The sequence below is a fragment of the Amycolatopsis sp. NPDC050768 genome (genome assembly GCF_040654155.1).
Taxonomy (GTDB): domain Bacteria; phylum Actinomycetota; class Actinomycetes; order Mycobacteriales; family Pseudonocardiaceae; genus Amycolatopsis.
In genome coordinates this window covers 17,578-37,882 of sequence record NZ_JBFAHL010000024.1, presented here as the reverse complement: position 1 = coordinate 37,882, position 20,305 = coordinate 17,578, and the positions used below count along the sequence as shown (strand labels likewise).

The following is a 20,305-nucleotide window of genomic DNA, read 5'->3' as shown; positions in this document are numbered from 1 at the left end:
CAGGCTACCGGGTACCGCCTTGCCACTCAGGAGGCAGAGGTGGTCTCGCGGTTCTCGCGACGCTCCTTGATCTTCGCCTTCTTGCCACGCAGGTCGCGCAGGTAGTAGAGCTTCGCGCGCCGCACGTCGCCGCGCTTGAAGACCTCGACCTCGGCCAGGTTCGGCGAGTGCACCGGGAAGGTGCGCTCGACGCCCACGCCGAACGAAACCTTGCGCACGGTGAAGGTCTCGCGGACGCCGCCGCCCTGGCGGCGGATCACGACGCCCTGGAAGACCTGGTTGCGCTCGCGGTTGCCCTCGATGACGCGGACGTGGACCTTGAGCGTGTCGCCCGGGCGGAAGTCCGGGATGTCGGAACGCAGGGAGTGCGCGTCCAGCGCGTCCAGGGTGTTCATCGGTGGTCCGTCCTCGTCGATTCGTGTAACTCGGGTACTTCTCCCCGGGCGCGCAGCAATGCTGCTGCAACTACACCAGGGGCTGATGGCGGGCTCGTGAACGAGGCGGTCCACTCACGCCAACCTGTCGATTATGGCAGAGGCGCTGGTGCTCGCTTCGCACGGGGTCTAGCCGAGGTCCTCGCCGAGCCGGTCGAGTACCTCGTGATCTCGGCTGTTCAGACTACCCTCCGGCAACCGGGCCAGAAGATCCGGGCGCCGCAGGGCCGTGCGTTCCAGCGCCTGATCGCGCCGCCAGCGCTCCACGAGCGCGTGGTTCCCGGAGCGCAGGACGTCGGGCACCGCCAGGTCGCGCCACACTTCCGGGCGCGTGTAGCTGGGGCCTTCGAGCAGCCCGTCGGAGAACGAGTCCTCGGCCGCCGACCGCGCGTTGCCGAGCACGCCCGGCAGCAGCCGGACCACGGCCTCCACGATCACCAGCACCGCGGCCTCGCCGCCGACCAGCACGTAGTCGCCGATCGACACCTCGTCCACGGGCATGCGGCGCGCGGCGTCGTCGACCACGCGCTGGTCGATGCCCTCGTAGCGGCCGCACGCGAAGACCAGGTGCTTCTCCCTGGCGTACGCGTGGGCCAGCTCCTGGGTGAACGGCTTGCCCGCCGGCGTCGGGACCACGAGCCGGGTCTCCTGCCCGCAGACCTCGTCGAGCGCCGGGCCCCAGATCTGGGGCTTCATGACCATGCCGGGGCCGCCGCCGTACGGCGCGTCGTCGACCGCGCGGTGGACGTCATGGGTCCACTCGCGCAGGTCGTGCACGCCGATCTCGATGAGGCCGCGATCGATCGCCCGGCCCAGCAGCGCGGCGCGCAGAGGGTCGAGGTACTCGGGGAAGATCGTGACGACGTCGATGCGCACGCTCACCACCTCCGGTGCGAGGGGAACGGGATCACGTCAGTCCTCGTCCAGCAGGCCTTCGGGCGGGTCCAGCACCACGCGCCCGCCCGCGACGTCGACCGTCGGGACGATCGCGCGCACGAACGGCACGAGCACCTCACGGCCGTCGACGTCGAGCTCCAGCAGCTCCCCCGCCGGCGAGTGGACGACCTCGACGACCTTGCCCACGACCGTGCCGTCGGCCAGCTCGGCGCTGAGGCCGGCCAGCTCGTGGTCGTAGAACTCGTCGGGGTCGCCCGTCGGCGGGAGTGCGGCGGTGTCGATGAGCAGCAACGCGCCGCGCAGGGTCTCGGCGACGTCGCGCGTGGGGACCTGTTCGAAACGCACCAGCAGCCGCCCGCTGTGTTCGCGGGCGGCTGTGATGGTGAGATCCCTCTTGCTGCCGTCACGCAGCTGCGTCGTGACGACCGCACCGACGGCGAACCGCTGTCCGGGCGAGTCCGTGCGCACATCCACCGCGAGTTCCCCGCGGATGCCGTGCGCCTTGGCGATGCGGCCGACTACGACGTCCATCCTGACCGTCCGAGTTCCGCCGCGGGTCAGCGATCGGTGTCGACGACGTCCACACGGACGCCGCGGCCACCGATGCCGCCCATCACGGTGCGCAGAGCGGTCGCCGTGCGACCGCCCCGGCCGATCACCTTGCCGAGGTCGTCGGGGTGCACGTGCACCTCGAGCGTGCGGCCACGGCGAGTGGTCAGCAGCTCGACCCGGACCTCGTCCGGGTTGTCGACGATCCCGCGCACCAGGTGCTCGAGTGAGTCAGCGAGAAAACTCACTCGGACTTCTCGCCCTCAGCGGCTTCGGCCTTCTCGGCCTCGGCCTTCTTGGGAGCGGACTTCTTCTTCGGCGTGGTGGCCTCGGCGGAGGGCTCCTCGCCGGCCGCGGCCAGCGCCGCGTTGAACAGGTCCTGCTTGGACGGCTTCGGCTCGGCCACCTTCAGGGTGCCCTCGGCGCCCGGCAGGCCCTTGAACTTCTGCCAGTCACCGGTGATCTCGAGGATGCGCTGGACCGGCTCGGTCGGCAGGGCGCCGACGCCCAGCCAGTACTGGGCGCGGTCGGTGTCGACCTCGATCAGGCTCGGCTCTTCCTTCGGGTGGTACTTGCCGATCGTCTCGATGGCCTTGCCATCCCGGCGGGTGCGCGCGTCGGCGACGATGATGCGGTAGTACGGCGCACGGATCTTGCCGAGGCGCTGCAGCTTGATCTTGACGGCCACGGGTGTGGGTACTCCTCAGTGCTGGTGCAGGGTGGGCGCTCGTCGACCGCGTGGGGACACGATCACAGACGCCCGAAACAGGAGCCCCCGAACGGCGAGAGGGTCCGGACGGAAGCGGGCAAGCGAACATTCTGCCAGATGGCTCGAAGTGCCTGCGCAGGGCCTCGGAACAGACTCGGAACGCACCTCAGAACGAGCTGACCCCGAGCGAGCCGAGCAGGATCGCGACCGAGGGCAGGAAGTTGTTCATCGAGTGCGCCACCACACTGCCCGGCAGCCGGCCGGTGGCGAAGCGCGCGAGACCGATCGGCACGGCGATGACCAGCAGGAGCGTGGTCCGCAGTGGTTCGAGGTGACTGGCGGCGAACACGGCCGTGGACAGCAGGAAAGCCGCCATGCGACCCCACCGTTCGCTGCGCCACTGCAGCCGCTCCACCGCTCCCCAGAGCAGGCCGCGGTAGATGATCTCCTCGCAGATCGGCCCGAGCAGCCAGAGGTAGACGAACGTCACGATGGCCGCGGACACCGACATCTTCCGGTCGTCCACCAGCGCGCTGATCGCCGACGTCGCGTCGGCCGAGCCCACGATCTCGGTCCACACCCAGGCGCTCAGCGACGTGAGCACCAGCCCGAGCAGGCCGAACTTGAGCCCGATCTTCACGTCGGACCAGCGCCACTCCAGGCGCAGATCGATCTTGGGTCCGTTGCCGCGCACGACCGTGGCCAGCAGCGCGACGCCCGCGGCGATCATCGCGGGCAGCATCGTGCCCAGCAGCACCGTGCGGATCGGCAGCGGCTGCCCGGCCGGCGGATCGCCGAGCAACGCGCTCACGAACGCGGCCGATGCGATGAGCACGGCCTCCACGAGCAGGAACGCCCCGAAGCCCCACCGGTGCGGCGGGAACTCGCGCGGGGCGCTCACCAGGTCCTCCGGACGGATCGGCGTGGCGCCCGGAATCGGTTCCCGGGGCTGGGAAGTGGTCACGCCCGCCCTCCGGTGATCGCTCGGCTCACCGGTCGAGCCTAACCGCCGAGGAGACTTCGCACAGTACTCGGGCGATCACCGGTGAAGGAGGTGTTTCAGCCGAAAACCGTGCCGCGCAGGACGATGTGCGACGGGTGGCGCAACACCGCGAGGTCCTCACGCGGGTCGGCCGGGTACACGATCAGGTCGGCCGGGGCGCCGTCGGAGATGCCGGGGTGGCCGAGCCACTCGCGGGCGGCCCAGGACGCGCTCGCGAGCGCCTGCTCGCGCGTCATGCCGGCGCGGTGCAGCGCTTCGACCTCGTCGGCGATGAGGCCGTGGGCGACCATCCCGCCGGCGTCGGTGCCGGCGAAAACGCGCACGCCCGCCTCGACGGCCGCGGACACCATGTCGGCGACGCCCGCGTGCAGGGCCCGCATGTGGGCCGCGTACGTGGGGTACTTCGTGGCCTGGTCGGCGATGCCGGGGAAGTTCTCGATGTTGATCAGCGTGGGCACGAGCGCCACGTCACGGCGAGCCAGCTCGCCCAGCTGGTCGGGGTTCAACGCGGTGCCGTGCTCCAGGCAGTCGATGCCCGCGTTGATCAGCCCCGGCAGGGCGGCTTCGCCGAAGACGTGGGCGGTCACGCGGGCGCCGAGGTCGTGCGCGACGCCGACGGCCTCGGCCAGCACGTCGTCGGGCCACAGCGGCGCGAGGTCACCCTCGCCGCGGTCGATCCAGTCGCCTACGAGCTTGACCCAGCCGTCGCCGTCACGCGCTTGTTCCGCGACGGCCTCGGGCAGCAGCGCCACGTCGTCCAGCTCGACGGCGAAGCCGGGGACGTAGCGCTTCGGCAGGGCCAGGTGACGGCCGCACCGGATGATCGTGGGCAGGTCGGCGCGCGCCTGCAGGGGCCGCACGTCGAGTGGCAGACCGCAGTCGCGGATCAGCAGCGTGCCGGCGTCGCGGTCGGTCGCCGCCTGCTCGGCGGCGTCGGCGACCGGCACCGCCCCGCGCGGGCCGAGGCCCGGGTGGCAGTGGGCGTCGACGAGGCCGGGCACCAGGAACCCGCCGGTCGCCAGCGTTTCCGCGCCGGGCACGGGCTCGAACGAGATGCGCCCGTCGGTGATCCAGAGCTCACGCGGCGAGCCGTCGGGCAGGACGGTGCCTGAGACGTGCAGGGCGCTCAATTGTCCGGCGCTCAATTGTTCTTGGGGTCCTTCGGCAGCTTGAACTTCGTCGGGTCGAAGCCCGGCACGTCGTTCATGCCGCCGAGCTGCGACAGGTCGGGCATGCCACCACCGGTCGGCATGCCGCCAGGGGGCAGCATCGGCATGCCGCCGGGGAAGCCGCCGCGGACCTTGGGCTGCGTGGGGCCGCGCCCCTTGCCCTTCTTCCCCTTCTTGCCCTTGCGCGTCTTGCTGCCGCCACCACCGCCGAAGCCGAAGCGCCCGGCCATCTGGGCCATCATCTTGCGGGCTTCGAAGAAGCGGTTGACCAGGTCGTTGACCTCGCGGACGGAGACGCCCGAGCCGTTGGCGATGCGCAGCCGGCGCGAGCCGTTGATCATCTTCGGGTCGTCGCGCTCGGCCGGGGTCATGCCGCGGATGATCGCCTGCAGCTTGTCGAGGTGCTTGTCGTCGACCTGCGCCAGCTGGTCCTTCATCTGGCCCGCGCCCGGCAGCATGCCGAGCAGGTTGCCGATCGGGCCCATCTTGCGGACGGCGAGCATCTGCTCGAGGAAGTCCTCCAGCGTCAGCTGCCCGCTGGTCAGCTTCGCCGCGGCCTTCTCGGCCTGGTCCTGGTCGAAGTGCTGCTCGGCCTGCTCGATGAGCGTGAGCATGTCGCCCATCCCGAGGATGCGCGAGGCCATCCGGTCGGGGTGGAAGGTGTCGAAGTCCTCGAGCTTCTCGCCGTTGGAGGCGAAGAGGATCGGCTGGCCGGTGACCTCGCGCACGCTCAGCGCGGCACCACCGCGGGCGTCGCCGTCGAGCTTCGTGAGCACCACGCCGGTGAAGCCGACGCCGTCGCGGAACGCCTGGGCCGTATTCACGGCGTCCTGGCCGATCATCGCGTCGACGACGAACAGGATCTCGTCGGGCTGCACGGCGTCGCGGATGTCCGCGGCCTGCTTCATCAGCTCTTCGTCGACACCCAGGCGGCCCGCGGTGTCGACCACCACGATGTCGTGCTGCGCGTGCTTGGCCTCCGCGATGGCGCGGCGGGCGACGTCCACCGGGTCGCCGACGCCGTTGCCCGGCTCCGGCGCGAACGTGACCACTCCGGCGCGCTCGCCGACGACCTGCAGCTGCGTGACGGCGTTCGGGCGCTGGAGGTCACAGGCCACCAGCATCGGCGCGTGGCCCTGCTTCTTCAGCCACATCGCGAGCTTGCCGGCGAGCGTCGTCTTACCGGCACCCTGCAGACCCGCCAGCATGATCACCGACGGCGGGTTCTTCGCGAGGTTCAGCCGGCGCGTCTCGCCGCCGAGGATGCCCACGAGCTCCTCGTTGACGATCTTGATGACCTGCTGCGCGGGGTTGAGCGCCTGCGATACCTCGGCGCCCTTCGCCCGCTCCTTGATCCGGGCGATGAACTCCTTGACCACCGGCAGCGCGACGTCGGCTTCCAGCAGCGCGATGCGGATCTCGCGCGCGGTGGCGTCGATGTCGGCGTCGGACAGCCGGCCCTTGCGAGACAGCGTCTGCAGGGCGGCGGTGAGCCGATCGGAGAGGGTGTCGAACACGGGTGTGCACGCTCCAGCTGGGTCGTCGTTCGCGTACCGGGCATCGCTGGGCGACCCCGGCAACCTCCCAGGGTAGCGGTCCGGGCTCGGCCGCCTCGCGGGTGCGCGAACCTTCAAGAGAAGGTTAGTACGCACATGCGTAATAACTCCATGGGACGCCCTGGGTCAACACAAGAAAATCGCTCGACTCGACAGCGCGAATCGGTAAACATCTGCGTATGACTTCGGCAACGACACCGCGTCCGACGCTGGCCGAACCGGAGGCGGACACCGACGAGAAAGTGCCGTTCAGCCGCATCGCCGCGCTGTTCCGGCCGCACCGGAGACCGATGGCCGCGCTGTTCGTGCTGCTGGTGGTGCAGGCGGGTCTCGGCGTCACCTCGCCGTTCCTGCTGCGCGAGATCCTCGACACCGCACTCCCCCACCGCGACGCGCTACTGGTGTCCCTGCTGGCGATGGGGATGATCGCCGCGGCGCTGGGCTCAGGCGCGCTCGGCGTGGCGACGACCGGGCTGTCGAACACGATCGGGCAGCGCGTGATGAACGAGCTGCGCGTGTCGGTCTACGGCCACCTGCAGCGCATGTCGCTCGGCTTCTTCACCCGCACCAAGACCGGCGAGATCCTGTCGCGGGTCTTCAACGACATCGGTGGCGTGGACAACGTGGTCACGACCACCGCGGCCTCGATCGTGCAGAACGGCACCACGGCTCTGGCGATCACCGTCGCAATCCTGATCATGGACTGGCAGCTGGCGCTGCTCTCGCTCGTGGTCGTGCCGCTGTTCCTGCTGTTCACGCTGCGGCTGGGCGGCAAGCAGCGCAAGCTCGCCCGCGGCCGGACCCGGCGGATGGCGCGGCTGACGACGATCGTCGAGGAGTCGTTGTCGGTCACCGGCGTGCTGCTGGCCAAGACCATGGGCAACGGACGGCGGATGCGGGAGCGCTTCGCCGAGGAGTCCCGCGAGGTCGCGGCGCTCGAACGCAGCGCGGCGCTGGCCGGGCGCTGGCAGCGGGCTTCGCGGGTGATGAGCCTGACGATCATCCCGGCGCTCGTGTACTGGGTCGCCGGGCTGGAGCTGGCCGGCGGTTCGGCGCCGGTGTCACTGGGCACAGTGGTGGCGTTCACGAGCATGCTCAACCGGCTGCTCGGACCGGCCACGGCGATGCAGACGGTGAGCCAGAGCGTGGGCGCGGCGAAGGCGCTGTTCGGGCGGATCTTCGAGGTGCTCGACCTGCGCGTGGAGATCGACGACCGGCCGGGGGCGCGGGAGCTGGCCGTGCGCGAGGGCGCGGTGTCGATGCGCTCGGTGTCGTTCCGCTACGACGACGACGGCGCGTGGACCCTGCGCGACGTCGACCTCGACGTGGCGCCGGGGACGACCACGGCGCTGGTCGGCTCGACGGGCTCGGGCAAGACCACGCTCGCGTACCTCGTGGCGCGGCTGTACGAGGTGACGGAAGGCCGCGTGACCATCGACGGCACGGACGTCCGGGACGTCACGCTCGCGTCGCTGGCGGCGGGAGTCGGGTTCGTGTCGCAGGAGACGTACCTGTTCCACGCTTCGGTGCGGGAGAACCTGCGCTTCGCGAAGCCGGACGCCACCGACGCGGAGATCGAGGAGGCCGCGAAGGCCGCGCACATCCACGACACGCTCGCGAAGCTGCCCGAGGGCTACGACACCGTGGTGGGGCAGCGCGGCTACCGGTTCTCCGGCGGGGAGAAGCAGCGGATGGCGATCGCGCGGATCCTGCTGCGCAACCCGCCCGTGCTGGTCCTCGACGAGGCCACGAGCGCGCTCGACAACCGCACCGAACGCTCGGTGCAGGCGGAGCTCGACCGGCTCGCCGCGGGCCGCACGACGCTGACCATCGCGCACCGGCTGTCCACTGTGGAGAACGCGGACCAGATCGTGGTGCTCGACGCCGGCCGGATCGTGGAGCGCGGCACGCACTCGGAGCTGCTGGCGCTCGACGGCCGGTACGCGCGGCTCGTGCGCGGGGAAACCGCATAATGTGGCGGTATGCAGACCGAAGCCGACACCCGCCGTGCCGACGAGCTGGCCGAGCTGGCCCGCCACGTCCGGGAGGGAGTCGGGCGGCTCAACTGGCGCATGCGCTCGGAGGCGGACTCGCCGTCGCCGGGTCCGACGGTGCTGGCCGTGCTGTCGCGGCTCTACCGCGCGGGCACGCACACGCCGAGCGAGCTGGCGGAGGCCGAGCGGATGCATCCGCAGTCGCTGACGCGGGTGCTGGCTTCGCTGGCGTCTCGCGGGTTGATCACGCGCACCGCGGACCCGTCGGACGGGCGGCGGTCGTTGCTCGACATCACGCACGCCGGGCGCGTGGTGCTGCGGGACTACTCGATTTCGCGGGAGCAGTGGCTGGCGGCGGCGATGGAGCGCGCGTTGAGCCCGACGGAACAACAGCTGTTGCGCATGGCCGCGGATCTGATGGTGCGGATGGCGGATTCCTGAACTCCCCCAGGGGTTCCGGGACGCGGCCGCTCCCCACGGCCGGCCCCGGAACCTTGACGGAAGGGCTCACCTCCCCGGGAGCCTTCCGCCGCGTGCACGCCAGACGGGTGCCCCGTCCCCCGCTCGCCAGACCCCCAGTACCGGGCGAACGCGCTCCGCCTTGCGTTGGGGAGAAGTCTGCCGGGGCGCGGGCCGGCGGGGCAGTGTGAAAGCCCCCAACCGGAGTTGCGTAGAACTACTCAAGCCGCGGTTCTTCACCGCGCGCTCGGCTCGGGAACGGGCGCTCGCGGCCTTTTCGAGGGCGGCGCGGGCCGTGGCCACCAACGGTCCTCCGGTGGAGGGGCTTCAGCAACCCGGTGACGCCTTCGGCCTGTTCGCGTGCGGTGGGCGGGACAGCTACAAACGAGTGTCAGGTCCTGCGGATTCGCTCACGCATTCGAACGACGGCTCGGCCTCGGCCAGCGCTTCGGCCGAGCAGCCCACCGCGCACGCCGCCGCTTGGAGCACCTCGGTGACCACCTCGACGTCCACGGACGGCGCGGCCGCCAGGGCCCCGTTTCGCACGTCCACGCGCCGCGCGAGACCGGCCAGTGCGTGCGCGAGCGCGTGCTGGCCCGCGACGAGCTGGGTGACGACCTCGGTGAGCTCCCCCAACGTCGCCGCTTCGCCGTCGGTGCGAAACGAGCCGGCCAGCTCCTCCGCACACGACCTCAGGTGCGCCGCGACCACGGTGGGCGGCAACGAAAGCCTCGGCAGGTTCTGCTCGGACCCCAGCACCCCACACCCCGCCCTCCGCACAGCCACTCCGGACCCGCGCCATATTGCCACCGGGGCCTGCCTTCGCCAGCGCGACACCCCGATCGTGTGACGGGCGGGTTGGGTAACGGGGCTGGTCAGCCTGGTTACGTGCTGGGTCGGGGGTGGGTGGAGGTGTTTACGGATGGGACGGTCAGGAGGTCGGGGTGATTCGGTGGGATGCGGTTCCTCGCAGGAGCGGCTCGCGTTGGGTGAGCACCCCGAAGCTGGATTGTGTTGACGGCCGGTGACCCCGTGTCAAGGCGGGAAAGCGTGCCTTGACACGACGTCGCCGGCCGCAAGGAGGCTTCGGATCGGGGTGCAGGGCCGGGTCTGGGTGCTGGGCTTCATTGCGTGGTTGGTGGCGGTGGGGAGGTGCCGCGCATGGCCCGGGTGGGTGATGAGTTGGGCGGGCGGTTGGCAGTTGGGTGGGGCCCAAAGCACCCCAATGTGGCGTTCGGTGCGTTCAGCGCACCCAATGCCGCATTGGGGCGCGGTCAGGAGGCGGGTTTTCAGCGCGCAGTCAGGGTTCGAGCGCGGATTGTCGGCCGGGCGGGCCACGGGAGAACCGTAGCCCGCCCCCACGCTCACGAAGCGGCGGTGAGCACGGCATCCTCGACTTTGGCGCGCCAAGGTGAATCGATGGGGCCCGTCGACGGGCTGACGGCGAAGGAGTCCACGACGGCGCCGCCCAGGGTGGTGGCTTTGGCCCAGTGCACGGAGGCGCCCGAGCGGCTCAGGGCGCGGGCGACGCGGAAGAGCAGGCCGATGCGGTCGGTGGCGCGCAATTCCAGCACCACGGTGTTCGGGCCGCTGGTTTCGTCGTCGAACCAAAGGACCTTGGGGGCGACCACGGACGACGCCATGGTGGCGTAGTCGCGTTCCTTGGCGGCGAGGCGTTGCGTCAGGGGCAGAGTGCCGGCGACAGCGCGGGAGAACTGTTCGCGCAGCAGCGTCGAGTCGGGCAGGGAGCCGAACTTGGGTGAGGCGGTGAAGACGCCGACGCGGTCGCGCAGGACGGCGGCGTGGACTTCCAGCGAGTTGAGCGCCAGGACGCCCGCGGCGGGTGCGAGGAGCTCGGCGCGCGACGGGACCGCGAGGGTCACCGTGACGACCTTGCCGTGGGCGGTGATGCGGACCTCGCCGATCCCCGATCGGACGGCTTCGGCCATGAGGTCGCGTTGTGAACTGTCCAGGGGCTCCGGCGCGGTGAAACCCGTGCCGTGCAAGGCTTCCTCGCCGGCGGCGACCAAGTCGGCGAGCAAGCGGTCCTTCCAATCCGTCCAGACGCCCGGGCCGGTGGCCAGCGAGTCGGCGCGCGTCAGGGCGTGGAGCAGGTCCAGCAGCACGACGTCGCCGTCCAGGGTTTTGACGACGCGGGAGACCGTGGCGGGGTCGGCGATGTCGCGGCGGGTGGCCGTGTGCGGGAGCAGGAGGTGGTGACGGACCATCGCGGCCACCGTTTGCACGTCGGCGGAAGGCAAACCGAGGCGTGCGGCCACTTGCGCGGCGATGTCGGCGCCCAGCTCGGAATGGTCGGCGTCGCGGCCTTTGCCGATGTCGTGCAGCAGCGCGCCGATCAGCAGCAGGTCGGGTCGCGCGACCGTGGTGGTCAGGCGGGCGGCCTCGACGCACGCCTGTACGAGGTGCCGGTCCACCGTCCACTGGTGCACGGGCGAACGCGGCGGGAGGTCGCGCACCGCGCCCCATTCCGGGAACAGCCGGGCCCACAAGCCGGTACGATCCAGTGCCTCGACCGCGTCGACCAGGCCCTCCCCCGCGCCGAGCAGCTCGACCAGAGCGTTGCGCGCCTCGTCCGGCCACGGCGCGCGCAGCTCGGGCGCGGAGTCCGCCAGCGTGCGCAAAGTGCCGTGCGCGATGGGTTTGCCCGTGCGCGCCGAAGCAGCGGCGACGCGCAACAGCAAAGCCGGGTCCTTCGCTGGGACGGCGTCGCGGGCCAGCGACACCTCGTCGCCGTGCAGCACGACGCCCTCGGCCAACGGGGTGCGCGAAGGTCGACGACCGAACCGCGGCCGGGAAGGTTCCACAGTGGACCGCAGGGCGACGTCCACCGCATAGGCGACCGTCCGTCCCGCCCCGGAAAGCTTGCGCGCCAACGCGAACCGGTCCGCCAGACCCAGCTCGGCGGCCACGACCTCGGCCTCCGGTGCGCTCAACACGTCCCGTTCCCGGCGAAGCTCCCGACGCAGCTCCGTGCGCACGTCGAGCAGCAACGCCTTGGCCGCCAGCAGCTCCTCGCCCGGACGCGCCGTGAGCTGCGCCAGCGCCAGCGCCTCCAGCACCGCGAAATCCCGCAGCCCCCCGCGGCCGTGCTTGAGATCCGGCTCCGCCGACTGCGCGATCTCGCCGCTGCGCCGCCACCGGGTGCGGACGGAGTCGGCCAGCTCGTCGAGCCGCTTGCGGGCCGTGCGCCGCCACTGGTCGCGCGCGGCGGACGCGAGGCGCGCGGTCAGCTCGCCGTCGCCCGCGAGGTGGCGCGCATCCAGCAAGCCCAGTTGCGTCCGCAGGTCCTCCGAAGCGACCTTCAGCGCTTCACCCGGCGTACGCACCGAATGGTCGAGCCCGAGCTTCGCGTCCCACAGCGGATACCACAACGCGTCGGCGAGCTCGCCGACGCGCGGGTTCCCGTTGTGCACCAGCACCAGGTCCAGATCGGAAAACGGCACCAGCTCACGCCGCCCCAGGCCGCCGACGGCGACCAGCGCGACACCGGGATCAGCGGTGTCCACGCCGGCCGCCGTGGCGCCCTTCGCGAGCCAGAATTCGTACAGATCCACCAAGGCCGCCCGCAGCGCGGCCGGGCCGTGGCGACCTGTGAGCAGCTGCTCTCGAGCCCGGACCAGTTCACCCCCGTGAGTGCTCACCTAGAGCGCATCCGCTCCGCGCTCGCCGGTGCGCACCCGGATCACGGTCTCGACCGGTGTCACCCACACCTTGCCGTCGCCGATCTTGCCCGTGTGCGCGGCGGAGGTGATGGCGTCGAGGACCTTCTCGACGTTCGCGTCGTCCGTCACGACCTCGATCTTCAGCTTCGCCACGAAGTCCACGGAGTACTCGGCGCCGCGGTAGACCTCGGTGTGGCCCTTCTGCCTGCCGTAGCCCTGGACCTCGCTCACGGTCATGCCGAGCACGCCCAGCTGCTCCAGCCCGGAGCGGATGTCGTCGAGCGTGAACGGCTTGACGATCGCGGTGATGAGCTTCATGCCTTGGTCTCCTCGAGCTTCGCAGGGGCGGTGGCGGACTTGACCGGGATCGTGGTCGGCTGACCGAGCCCGCCGCCCATGCCGGTGAAGTCGTAGGCGCTCTCCGCGTGCTGCGCCTCGTCGATGCCGCTCACCTCGTCCTCGGTGCTGACGCGGAAGCCGCCCGCCTTCTTGATGACGAAGCCGATGATGGCCGTCAGAATGAAGGAGTACCCGAACACCGCGCCCGCCGCGGCCGCCTGCTTGCCCAGCTGGGCGAAGCCGCCGCCGTAGAAGAGCCCGTCGGCGCCGAGGGAGTTGACGCTCGTGGTGGCGAAGAAGCCGATGAGCAGCGTGCCCACGATGCCGCCGACGAGGTGGACGCCCACGACGTCAAGCGAGTCGTCGAACCCGAAGCGGTACTTCAGCGACACGGCCAGCGCGCACAGCACACCGGCGATCACGCCGATCGCGATCGAGCCGAGCGGGCTCACGAAACCACACGCCGGGGTGATCGCGACGAGGCCGGCGACGGCACCGGAAGCGGCACCCAGCGTGGTCGGCTTGCCGAACTTCAGCTGCTCCACCAGCAACCAGCCGAGCACGGCGGCCGCGGTGGCCACGGTCGTGTTGGTGAACGCGACGGCCGCGAGGTCGTTGGCGGCCAGCGAGGAGCCGGCGTTGAAGCCGTACCAGCCGAACCACAGCAGCGAGGCACCCAGCAGCACGAACGGCACGTTGTGCGGCCGTCCGGTGTCCTTCGGCCAGCCCTTGCGCTTGCCGAGCACGATCGCGAGGGCCAGACCCGCCGCGCCCGCGTTGATGTGGACCGCCGTGCCACCCGCGAAGTCGAGGGCCTTCAGGTTGTTGGCGATCCAGCCGCCGACGGAGTTCTCACCGAGGAAACCGTTGAACGAGAACACCCAGTGTGCCACCGGGAAGTACACGACGGACACCCAGATCACCACGAACAGCGTCCAGCCCCAGAACTTCGCGCGATCCGCGATCGCACCGGAGATCAGCGCCGGCGTGATGATCGCGAACATCAGCTGGAACATGCAGAACGCCAGCAGTGGCAAGGCGTCCGGGCCCGGCCACGGGACAGCCGGCGCGGAGTCCGTGGCCGCCGCGGCGAAGCCGACCAGCTTGCCGAAGGTGTCCGACAGCCCGGCGAGGTCGAAGTTGCCGACCAGGCCGCCGAAAGCGTCGTTGCCGAAGGACATGGAGAAGCCGAAGAGGACCCACAACACCCCCACCACGGCGAGGGCGATGAAGTTCATCATCAGCATGTTCAAGACGCTCTTCGCGCGGACCATGCCGCCGTAGAAGAACGCCAGTCCGGGTGTCATGAGCATGACCAGCGCGGCGCCGGCCAGCACCCACGCGGTGTCTCCTGCGTTCAGCACAATCGTCCTCCCGTGCCCTGGGTAGATGACCCGGAAGTCTTGGTTCCGGGTGTTTCGCGGGGCGGCGCTGAAGGTTTCGTGGGCGTGAACTGTCGGGTCGCGGTTGTTACGGGAAGGTTTCCCGCCACGCGGGGTGGGGTGTCCGATTGCGAAACGTCATGGTCGAATAGCCGCATGACCTCGGCCGGACCCGGAAATGACCCACTGCCACGGCGGGTCGTGGACGCACTCCGGTGCTCGGTGTGCCTTGCCCCGGTCGGGTTAGCGGGCCGCACGGTGCGTTGCGAAGACGGTCACTCGTTCGACTTGGCGCGCCAGGGTTACGTCAACCTGTTGCACGCACGCATCCCCGCCGGCACCGCCGACACCGTGCCGATGGTCGAGGCGCGTTCGGCGCTCCTGAATTCCGGCGCGTACGCACCGCTGGCCGACGAGCTCGCGCGCGTCGCCGCGCCGGCCGCCAGGGGCCTCGTGATCGACGCGGGCGCCGGCCCCGGTTACTACCTCGCGCGCGTGCTCGACGCCGCGCCCGAGGCGACCGGGCTCGCGCTCGACGTGTCCGCCGTCGCGCTGCGCCGGGCCGCCCGAGCGCACGAGCGGCTCGGCGCCGTGGTGTGGAACCTGTGGGAGCCATGGCCCGTCGGTGACGGCGTGGCTTCCGTGGTGCTCGACGTGTTCTCCCCGCGCAACCCCGCGGAGTTCCACCGCGTGCTCGAACCCGGCGGCGTGCTCGTGGTGGCCGCGCCGCTGCCCGGGCACCTCGCCGAGCTGGGCGACCTCGTGCTGTCCGTGGACGAGCGCAAGGAAGAGCGGCTCGAAACGGCGCTGGGCGATCATTTCGCACGGGTGTCGCGAGTGGACGTGGTGCATACGGCGCCCTTCACCGCGAGCCAGGTGCACGACGTGGTCGCCATGGGTCCCGCCGGTTTCCACCTCGACCGCGACGGGCGTCGCGAACGCCTCGAAGCCGCCGAGGGCCGGGACGTGACGCTCGCGGTGGGGGTGAGCGTGTGGCGGAGGCAGCCGTGACGCCGGCCGCGCTGCTGGCCGACGCGACATGGGTGCGTGCCCGCATCGGCGGCGCCGCGAAGCTGTACGGCTGCGCGGCGCCCGAGGTGATCGGCACGATCTGGTGGTACTCGCTGTCGTCCGTGCTCGTCGCGCCGACGATGGAGTCGCTCGCCGCGGGCGGCGAGGTGCTGGACCCGTCGCTGGACGCCGTCGAGCTCGACATCGTGCCCGACGGGCGGTTCCTGGGCGCCCGCTCGACGCGGGCGCTGAGCGGGCCGCTCGGCCCGGCACTCGGCGCCGCACTGAACACGGCCATCACGACCATCGCTTCGGTCACGGGCGCGCGGGCGCGCGCTTTGGGCGCCATCGCAACGGACTCCATCGCCAACCGGCTGTTGTGGGCTTCGGCGCCGCAGCTGGCGGCCGACGTCGTGGCGTCGACCGGCCTCGACCTGCCCGCGCCGCGATACGTCAGCGTCGGCCGGACGCAGGCCGTGAAACGGGCGTCGTGCTGCCTGATCTACGAAGTGGGCAACCCGAAGTGCGTCAGCTGCCCGCGGCAGACGCCCGAGGAGCGCGACGCCCGGCTGCGCGCGGCCCTCGGCGGCTAGGACTCACACCCCGACTTGGCGCCACATCGAGCACCGGCTGCGAGAAGCATCGCCACGATGATCAGCACCTTGCGCACATCCGGCCCCGAGTCGAAGATCACCACGAACGGTAAGCGGCCCATCGCCGTGCGGCATCACCAGGTAGAACGGCCCGAGGTCCTCCGAAAGCGCGACGACCACGCTTCGAGAGGGATGGCCGCTGACCTCCCGGCTGAGTAGCGTGACCGCTGATGAGTGAACGCACCTGGGGCTTCCGCACCCGCGCCCTGCACGCCGGTGGCACGCCCGACCCCGCCACCGGCGCGCGCGCCGTGCCGATCTACCAGACCACCAGCTTCGTGTTCGAGGACGCGGCCGACGCGGCGAACCTCTTCGCGCTACAGAAGTACGGGAACATCTACAGCCGCATCGGCAACCCGACCGTGGCCGCGTTCGAGGAGCGCCTCGCGAGCCTCGAGGGCGCCATCGGCGGCGTGGCCACGGCGAGCGGCCAGGCCGCGGAGTTCCTCACCTTCTCCGCGCTGGCCGAGGCGGGTGAGCACATCGTGTCCGCGAGCGGCCTCTACGGCGGCACCGTCACGCAGCTCACCGGCACGCTCAAGCGCTTCGGCGTCGAGACGACGTTCGTCAACGGCGGCATCGAGGACTACGCCAAGGCCGTCACGGACAAGACGCGGCTGATCTACACCGAGGTAATCGGCAACCCGTCGGGCGCCATCGCCGACCTGGCCGGGCTCGCGGACCTCGCGCACTCGCACGACATCCCGCTGGTCGTCGACGCGACGCTCGCGACGCCATACCTGTGCCGCCCGATCGAGCACGGCGCGGACATCGTGCTGCACTCGGCCACGAAGTTCCTCGGTGGTCACGGCACCACGCTCGGCGGTGTGGTCGTGGAGTCGGGCCGCTTCGACTGGGGCAACGGCAAGTTCCCGCGCATGACCGAGACCGTCGATTCGTACGGCGGCCTGAAGTACTGGGAGAACTTCGGCGAGTACGCGTTCTGCACGCGCCTGCGCGCCGAGCAATTGCGCGACATCGGCGCGGTGCTCTCGCCGCACTCGGCGTTCCTGCTGCTGCAGGGCGTGGAGACGCTGCCGCAGCGGATGGACGCGCACGTGGCCAACGCGAAGGCCGTGGCGGAGTACCTGAACGCCGATCCGCGCGTGGCCTGGGTTTCCTACGCCGGGCTGCCCGATCACGCCGACCACGAGCTGGCGCGCAAGTACCTGCCGGCCGGGCCGGGCGCGGTGTTCTCGTTCGGGGTGAAGGGCGGCCGGGCCTCGGGTGAGAAGTTCGTGGAGTCGGTGGAGCTGCTGTCGCACCTGGCGAACGTCGGCGACGCGCGCACGCTGGTGATCCACCCGGCGTCGACCACACACGCGCAGCTGTCGGACGACCAGCTGGCGGCCGCCGGCGTCGGCCCGGACCTGATCCGGCTTTCGGTGGGGCTGGAAGACCTCGAGGACATCCTGTGGGACCTCGATCAGGCGCTGGAACGGGCGGCGACCGGCAAGGGAGTGGCTTCGGAATGAGCACGGCGGTGAGTTACGACGTTTCGGCCGTGGAGCGGCGGCACATCCTCGGCCGCACGCGGTCGGTGACGGTGATCGGCGCCTCGGCCAACCCGGCGCGGCCGAGCTACTTCGTGGCGACGTACCTGACTTCGTCGACGCGGTACGAGGTCAACTTCGTGAACCCGCGCCTCGACACGCTGCTCGGCAAGCCCGTGTACCCGACGCTGGCCGACGTGCCGGGTGAGATCGACCTGGTGAGCGTGTTCCGCAAGCACGACGACCTGCCGCAGGTGGCCGAGGAGATCATCGCGGCGGGTGCGCGCACGTTGTGGCTGCAGCTGGGCCTGTGGCACGAGCAGGTGGCCGACCGCGGCCGCGAGGCCGGGCTCGACGTGGTGATGAACCGCTGCGTGAAGATCGAGCACGCGCGCTTCGCCGGCGGCCTGCACCTGGCCGGCTTCAACACGGGCGTGATCAGCTCGCGGCGCCAGGGCGCCCCTTAACGGACGGCCAACGGCACCACGACCACCGCGGCGATCAGCACCACGAACCCGCCGATCGCCACGGGGTTGCCGAGGTTCAGCGTCCAGCCGAAGCCGAAGCGTTTCGGCACGAAGACCGCGTGGTCGGCGCGGTTGACGTAGAGCAGGCCGCCTTTCCAGAAGCGGTCGTCGTCGCGTTCGACGGCGTCGCGGGGCGGCTCTTCGTCGGTCTCCAGGCGGCTGCCGCCCTGGCCGTAGCGGACGGCGAAACCCAGCAGGCCCGCGGCGCCCACCAACGTCGGCAGGATGATCGGCACCACCGAGACCGACGCCGGGGCCGACCAGATCTGCCCCGCTGCCAGGGCGATCGTCAAGTTGACGCACGCGCCGAACAGCAGCAGCAGGCGCGGCATGGCCTCGATGAAGCGCCGGTGCTGGCTGGCACTGGCCTTCGGGCGCGCCGGGTCGAGATCGGGCCGGAACCGCGGCGCGACGTAGGCCAGCGCGGAGAACAGCACCGTGAGCCCGGCCTGCACGAACACCAGGCCGAACGCACTGCCCACCGATTTCGCGGCGGTACGATCGGGGGTGCCGGAAGCGGTGTAGTGCAGCGTCAACGTCGCGGGCAGGTCCGGGTAACGCACCACGCCGACCACGACCGTCGCGGCGAGCACGAGGACCGCCGGGACCGCCCACAGCCACGGGAACGGCGGCCGCGTGACGCGGGAGGTGTCGGCGGTGACCGTCTGGCGCAGCCCCTGGTACCAGTCCTCCCGCCGCTTGGCCGAGCGGATCACGGCGCGCGCCCGCACGTACGCCGGCGTGACGACCCCCAGCAGCGCCACGACCACGAGCACCGGCACCAGGACCTTCTGCACGACCACGCCCACGATGAGCCCGGCGACGACCAGCGCGGTCCCGGCCACGCCCACCCACCAGCGGTAGATCCGCCGCTGCTCGGCGATCAGCGGGTCGGCCACCCGCGCCGCCGGCACTCGCACCCCGAACGGCACCGTCGGCTTCGCCACCGACGGCATCACCCACGCGCTGACCAGCAACAGCACCGGGACCAGCAGGTCCCGCAGGACGATCACCCCGATCACGCGCGCACCTCCTCGAACGCCCGCAGCGTCGTTTCGCAGTGGCCGAGGACTTCTCGTTCGGCCAGCCCGTGGGCGATCGCCTCGGCCAGCAACGTCTTCAGCCGTTCCTGCCAGTCGGCCGCGAAACCCGCGGTCGAGGCCCGCCGCACCACCGCGCCGCTTTTCCGGGTGATCAGCAGCAGACCCTCGCGCCGCAGCTGGTCGTAGGCCTTGTTCACGGTGTGGAAGTTGATGCCGAGGTCCACGGCGAGCTGACGCGTCGAGGGCAACGGGTCGCCGTCGGCGAGCTCGCCGGCCGCGATCGCCTCGACCACGCGGTCGTGGATCTGCTGGTAGATCGGGACCTCGCTGGTGAGGTCGACGTCGAGGATCATCGGTGCTCCAGGAAGGTCCGAAGGGCGGTGACCACGCTCGGGTCGAGTACCTGGTCGTTGACCGGTGTGCCCGGCGCGTGCTGGAAGTGGTCCACGGGCAGGGGCCGCGGCAGCGTTCGCAGGGCGGCGGCCAGCGGCGACGTGGTCCAGCAGGGCACTTGGGTGTCTTGCGTTCCGCACGTCAGCAGCACGCGCGGGCCCGGCCGCGCGACCGACGGCGGGTAGACGGCATCGTCGCTGCGGACGAACCGGGTGTTGACGGGGCTGAAGATGGCCTGCTGGAGGAAGGTCGCGAGCTGCGTGCTCATCCCGGTGTAGTCGAGCTCGCGGCCGGCGCGGAAGTCGGTGATCACCTTGGTCAGCGCGGCCTGGTCGGCCGCGGTGGCCTGCGCGTCGAGCTGGATCTTCAGCAGGTCCAGCAGCCGCAGGTCCTGCGGCGCGAGCAGCACGAGGCTCTTCACGCGGACCCGGCGCGCGACGAGCATCGCCTGCAACCCGCCTTCGCTGTGCCCGACGATCGACACCTCGTCGCGGTCGACCTCGGGCTGCTCGGCCAGCGTCTGTTCGGCGACGACGGCCTGTCTCGTGAACGTCGGCAGGTCCAGCGCCGCCGGGTCCAGCCCGCCAAGGCCCGTGCGGCCGGTGCCGTACTTGTCGAACCGCAGCGTGGCCACGCCGTCCTGGTCCAGGGCGTTGGCGAGCAGCTTCAACGTCCCCGGCGTGACCGTGGGCGGCTCGTCGCCGTCGCGGTTCGTCGGGCCGCTGCCGGGGATCAGCAGCGCCGCCGGCACCCGCGCGCCCGCCCGGTGCGCGGGGACGTGCAGCGTGCCGTAGGCCGGCACGCCGTCGGACACGAACCTCACTTCCCGGTCGGACGCCGCCACCGTGCCGGGTGCGGCGGCGGCGATGCCGCTCGCGACCAGTACGGCGGCGGTGAGGAACACGGCGAGGGTCATTGGTCTGTTCTACAACTCATAGAACAGATGCGCAAGCCGTGCCGCCCGGGCCGGCGCAGACACGCCACGCCGGCGCGGAGGCGACACCTCGCGCA

Annotated in this window: 21 protein-coding genes; 6 read left to right on the top strand and 15 right to left on the bottom strand. The window is 71.0% G+C overall.

The window, feature by feature from the left end; genetic code table 11:
* Positions 1-26: 26 nt before the first annotated feature.
* The 8 genes from rplS to ffh all read right to left on the bottom strand — a co-directional run bounded on the left by rplS (position 27) and on the right by ffh (position 6,278).
* Positions 27-395 (bottom strand): 50S ribosomal protein L19, encoded by a 369-nt coding sequence (gene rplS / locus AB0H62_RS44430; protein WP_220237803.1) that lies wholly within the window; start codon positions 393-395, stop codon positions 27-29.
* Positions 396-563: 168 nt separating this feature from the next.
* Positions 564-1,310 (bottom strand): tRNA (guanosine(37)-N1)-methyltransferase TrmD, encoded by a 747-nt coding sequence (gene trmD / locus AB0H62_RS44425; protein ID WP_220237802.1) that lies wholly within the window; start codon positions 1,308-1,310, stop codon positions 564-566.
* Between the two features lie 36 nt (positions 1,311-1,346).
* Positions 1,347-1,862: a ribosome maturation factor RimM gene (rimM, locus tag AB0H62_RS44420; RefSeq protein WP_220237801.1), complete on the bottom strand. Its 516-nt coding sequence runs from the start codon at positions 1,860-1,862 to the stop codon at positions 1,347-1,349.
* Between the two features lie 26 nt (positions 1,863-1,888).
* On the bottom strand, positions 1,889-2,128 hold the full coding sequence (locus AB0H62_RS44415; protein ID WP_003103110.1) for an RNA-binding protein: 240 nt from the start codon (positions 2,126-2,128) through the stop codon (positions 1,889-1,891).
* Positions 2,125-2,568: a 30S ribosomal protein S16 gene (rpsP, locus tag AB0H62_RS44410; protein WP_220237800.1), complete on the bottom strand. Its 444-nt coding sequence runs from the start codon at positions 2,566-2,568 to the stop codon at positions 2,125-2,127. The genes AB0H62_RS44415 and rpsP overlap by 4 nt, the downstream gene beginning before the upstream one ends.
* Before the next feature lie 187 nt (positions 2,569-2,755).
* Positions 2,756-3,553, bottom strand: a complete 798-nt coding sequence (locus AB0H62_RS44405) for a type II CAAX endopeptidase family protein (RefSeq protein ID WP_220237799.1) — start codon at positions 3,551-3,553, stop codon at positions 2,756-2,758.
* A 95-nt stretch (positions 3,554-3,648) separates the two neighbouring features.
* A complete protein-coding gene (locus AB0H62_RS44400) occupies positions 3,649-4,722 on the bottom strand; it encodes an amidohydrolase family protein (RefSeq protein ID WP_360592336.1) in 1,074 nt (357 codons plus the stop codon).
* Between the two features lie 11 nt (positions 4,723-4,733).
* Positions 4,734-6,278, bottom strand: a complete 1,545-nt coding sequence (gene ffh / locus AB0H62_RS44395) for a signal recognition particle protein (RefSeq protein ID WP_220237798.1) — start codon at positions 6,276-6,278, stop codon at positions 4,734-4,736.
* A 218-nt stretch (positions 6,279-6,496) separates the two neighbouring features.
* Between ffh and AB0H62_RS44390 the strand changes: the two genes are divergently transcribed.
* Together AB0H62_RS44390 and AB0H62_RS44385 are read left to right on the top strand one after the other, a co-directional pair.
* Positions 6,497-8,290 (top strand): ABC transporter ATP-binding protein, encoded by a 1,794-nt coding sequence (locus tag AB0H62_RS44390; RefSeq protein ID WP_360592280.1) that lies wholly within the window; start codon positions 6,497-6,499, stop codon positions 8,288-8,290.
* A 9-nt stretch (positions 8,291-8,299) separates the two neighbouring features.
* On the top strand, positions 8,300-8,752 hold the full coding sequence (locus AB0H62_RS44385; RefSeq protein ID WP_354863515.1) for a MarR family transcriptional regulator: 453 nt from the start codon (positions 8,300-8,302) through the stop codon (positions 8,750-8,752).
* Between the two features lie 396 nt (positions 8,753-9,148).
* On the opposite strand, the gene AB0H62_RS44380 is transcribed toward AB0H62_RS44385, so the two are convergent.
* The 4 genes from AB0H62_RS44380 to AB0H62_RS44365 all read right to left on the bottom strand — a co-directional run bounded on the left by AB0H62_RS44380 (position 9,149) and on the right by AB0H62_RS44365 (position 14,156).
* Positions 9,149-9,529 (bottom strand): hypothetical protein, encoded by a 381-nt coding sequence (locus AB0H62_RS44380; RefSeq protein ID WP_360592279.1) that lies wholly within the window; start codon positions 9,527-9,529, stop codon positions 9,149-9,151.
* A gap of 605 nt (positions 9,530-10,134) precedes the next feature.
* On the bottom strand, positions 10,135-12,432 hold the full coding sequence (locus AB0H62_RS44375; protein ID WP_220237794.1) for a [protein-PII] uridylyltransferase: 2,298 nt from the start codon (positions 12,430-12,432) through the stop codon (positions 10,135-10,137).
* Complete coding sequence (locus AB0H62_RS44370; protein ID WP_220237793.1) at positions 12,433-12,771, bottom strand: P-II family nitrogen regulator; 339 nt, start codon at positions 12,769-12,771, stop codon at positions 12,433-12,435. It abuts the gene before it with no gap.
* Complete coding sequence (locus AB0H62_RS44365) at positions 12,768-14,156, bottom strand: ammonium transporter (RefSeq protein WP_220237792.1); 1,389 nt, start codon at positions 14,154-14,156, stop codon at positions 12,768-12,770. The genes AB0H62_RS44370 and AB0H62_RS44365 overlap by 4 nt, the downstream gene beginning before the upstream one ends.
* 174 nt (positions 14,157-14,330) lie before the next feature.
* Between AB0H62_RS44365 and AB0H62_RS44360 the strand changes: the two genes are divergently transcribed.
* From AB0H62_RS44360 to AB0H62_RS44345, 4 genes are all read left to right on the top strand, one after another.
* Positions 14,331-15,185 carry a putative RNA methyltransferase gene (locus tag AB0H62_RS44360; protein WP_360592278.1) on the top strand — a complete coding sequence of 285 codons (855 nt, stop codon included), beginning with the start codon at positions 14,331-14,333 and terminating at the stop codon, positions 15,183-15,185.
* Complete coding sequence (locus tag AB0H62_RS44355) at positions 15,167-15,778, top strand: (2Fe-2S)-binding protein (protein WP_255637646.1); 612 nt, start codon at positions 15,167-15,169, stop codon at positions 15,776-15,778. Before AB0H62_RS44360 ends, AB0H62_RS44355 begins: the two co-directional genes overlap by 19 nt.
* 230 nt (positions 15,779-16,008) lie before the next feature.
* Positions 16,009-17,313 carry an O-acetylhomoserine aminocarboxypropyltransferase/cysteine synthase family protein gene (locus tag AB0H62_RS44350; RefSeq protein ID WP_220237790.1) on the top strand — a complete coding sequence of 435 codons (1,305 nt, stop codon included), beginning with the start codon at positions 16,009-16,011 and terminating at the stop codon, positions 17,311-17,313.
* A gap of 8 nt (positions 17,314-17,321) precedes the next feature.
* Positions 17,322-17,798 (top strand): CoA-binding protein, encoded by a 477-nt coding sequence (locus AB0H62_RS44345; RefSeq protein ID WP_360592335.1) that lies wholly within the window; start codon positions 17,322-17,324, stop codon positions 17,796-17,798.
* Here AB0H62_RS44345 and AB0H62_RS44340 read toward each other — a convergent pair.
* Genes AB0H62_RS44340 through AB0H62_RS44330 form a run of 3 tightly spaced genes read right to left on the bottom strand, consistent with a single transcriptional unit; the run spans position 17,795 to position 20,210 of the window.
* Complete coding sequence (locus AB0H62_RS44340; protein ID WP_360592277.1) at positions 17,795-18,880, bottom strand: DUF5808 domain-containing protein; 1,086 nt, start codon at positions 18,878-18,880, stop codon at positions 17,795-17,797. The genes AB0H62_RS44345 and AB0H62_RS44340 overlap by 4 nt on opposite strands.
* Positions 18,877-19,254: a GntR family transcriptional regulator gene (locus AB0H62_RS44335; RefSeq protein ID WP_220237788.1), complete on the bottom strand. Its 378-nt coding sequence runs from the start codon at positions 19,252-19,254 to the stop codon at positions 18,877-18,879. The genes AB0H62_RS44340 and AB0H62_RS44335 overlap by 4 nt, the downstream gene beginning before the upstream one ends.
* Positions 19,251-20,210: an alpha/beta fold hydrolase gene (locus tag AB0H62_RS44330; RefSeq protein ID WP_360592276.1), complete on the bottom strand. Its 960-nt coding sequence runs from the start codon at positions 20,208-20,210 to the stop codon at positions 19,251-19,253. Before AB0H62_RS44330 ends, AB0H62_RS44335 begins: the two co-directional genes overlap by 4 nt.
* Positions 20,211-20,305 lie beyond the last annotated feature (95 nt).

What these genes read in the sequence shown, in the direction of transcription:
- rplS (WP_220237803.1), bottom strand. Translation starts at nt 395, where the DNA reads ATGAACACCCTGGACGCGCTGGACGCGCACTCCCTGCGTTCCGACATC.
- rimM (WP_220237801.1), bottom strand. Translation starts at nt 1,862, where the DNA reads ATGGACGTCGTAGTCGGCCGCATCGCCAAGGCGCACGGCATCCGCGGG.
- AB0H62_RS44390 (WP_360592280.1), top strand. Translation starts at nt 6,497, where the DNA reads ATGACTTCGGCAACGACACCGCGTCCGACGCTGGCCGAACCGGAGGCG.
- AB0H62_RS44385 (WP_354863515.1), top strand. Translation starts at nt 8,300, where the DNA reads ATGCAGACCGAAGCCGACACCCGCCGTGCCGACGAGCTGGCCGAGCTG.
- AB0H62_RS44370 (WP_220237793.1), bottom strand. Translation starts at nt 12,771, where the DNA reads ATGAAGCTCATCACCGCGATCGTCAAGCCGTTCACGCTCGACGACATC.
- AB0H62_RS44360 (WP_360592278.1), top strand. Translation starts at nt 14,331, where the DNA reads ATGACCTCGGCCGGACCCGGAAATGACCCACTGCCACGGCGGGTCGTG.
- AB0H62_RS44350 (WP_220237790.1), top strand. Translation starts at nt 16,009, where the DNA reads ATGAGTGAACGCACCTGGGGCTTCCGCACCCGCGCCCTGCACGCCGGT.
- AB0H62_RS44335 (WP_220237788.1), bottom strand. Translation starts at nt 19,254, where the DNA reads ATGATCCTCGACGTCGACCTCACCAGCGAGGTCCCGATCTACCAGCAG.
- AB0H62_RS44330 (WP_360592276.1), bottom strand. Translation starts at nt 20,210, where the DNA reads ATGACCCTCGCCGTGTTCCTCACCGCCGCCGTACTGGTCGCGAGCGGC.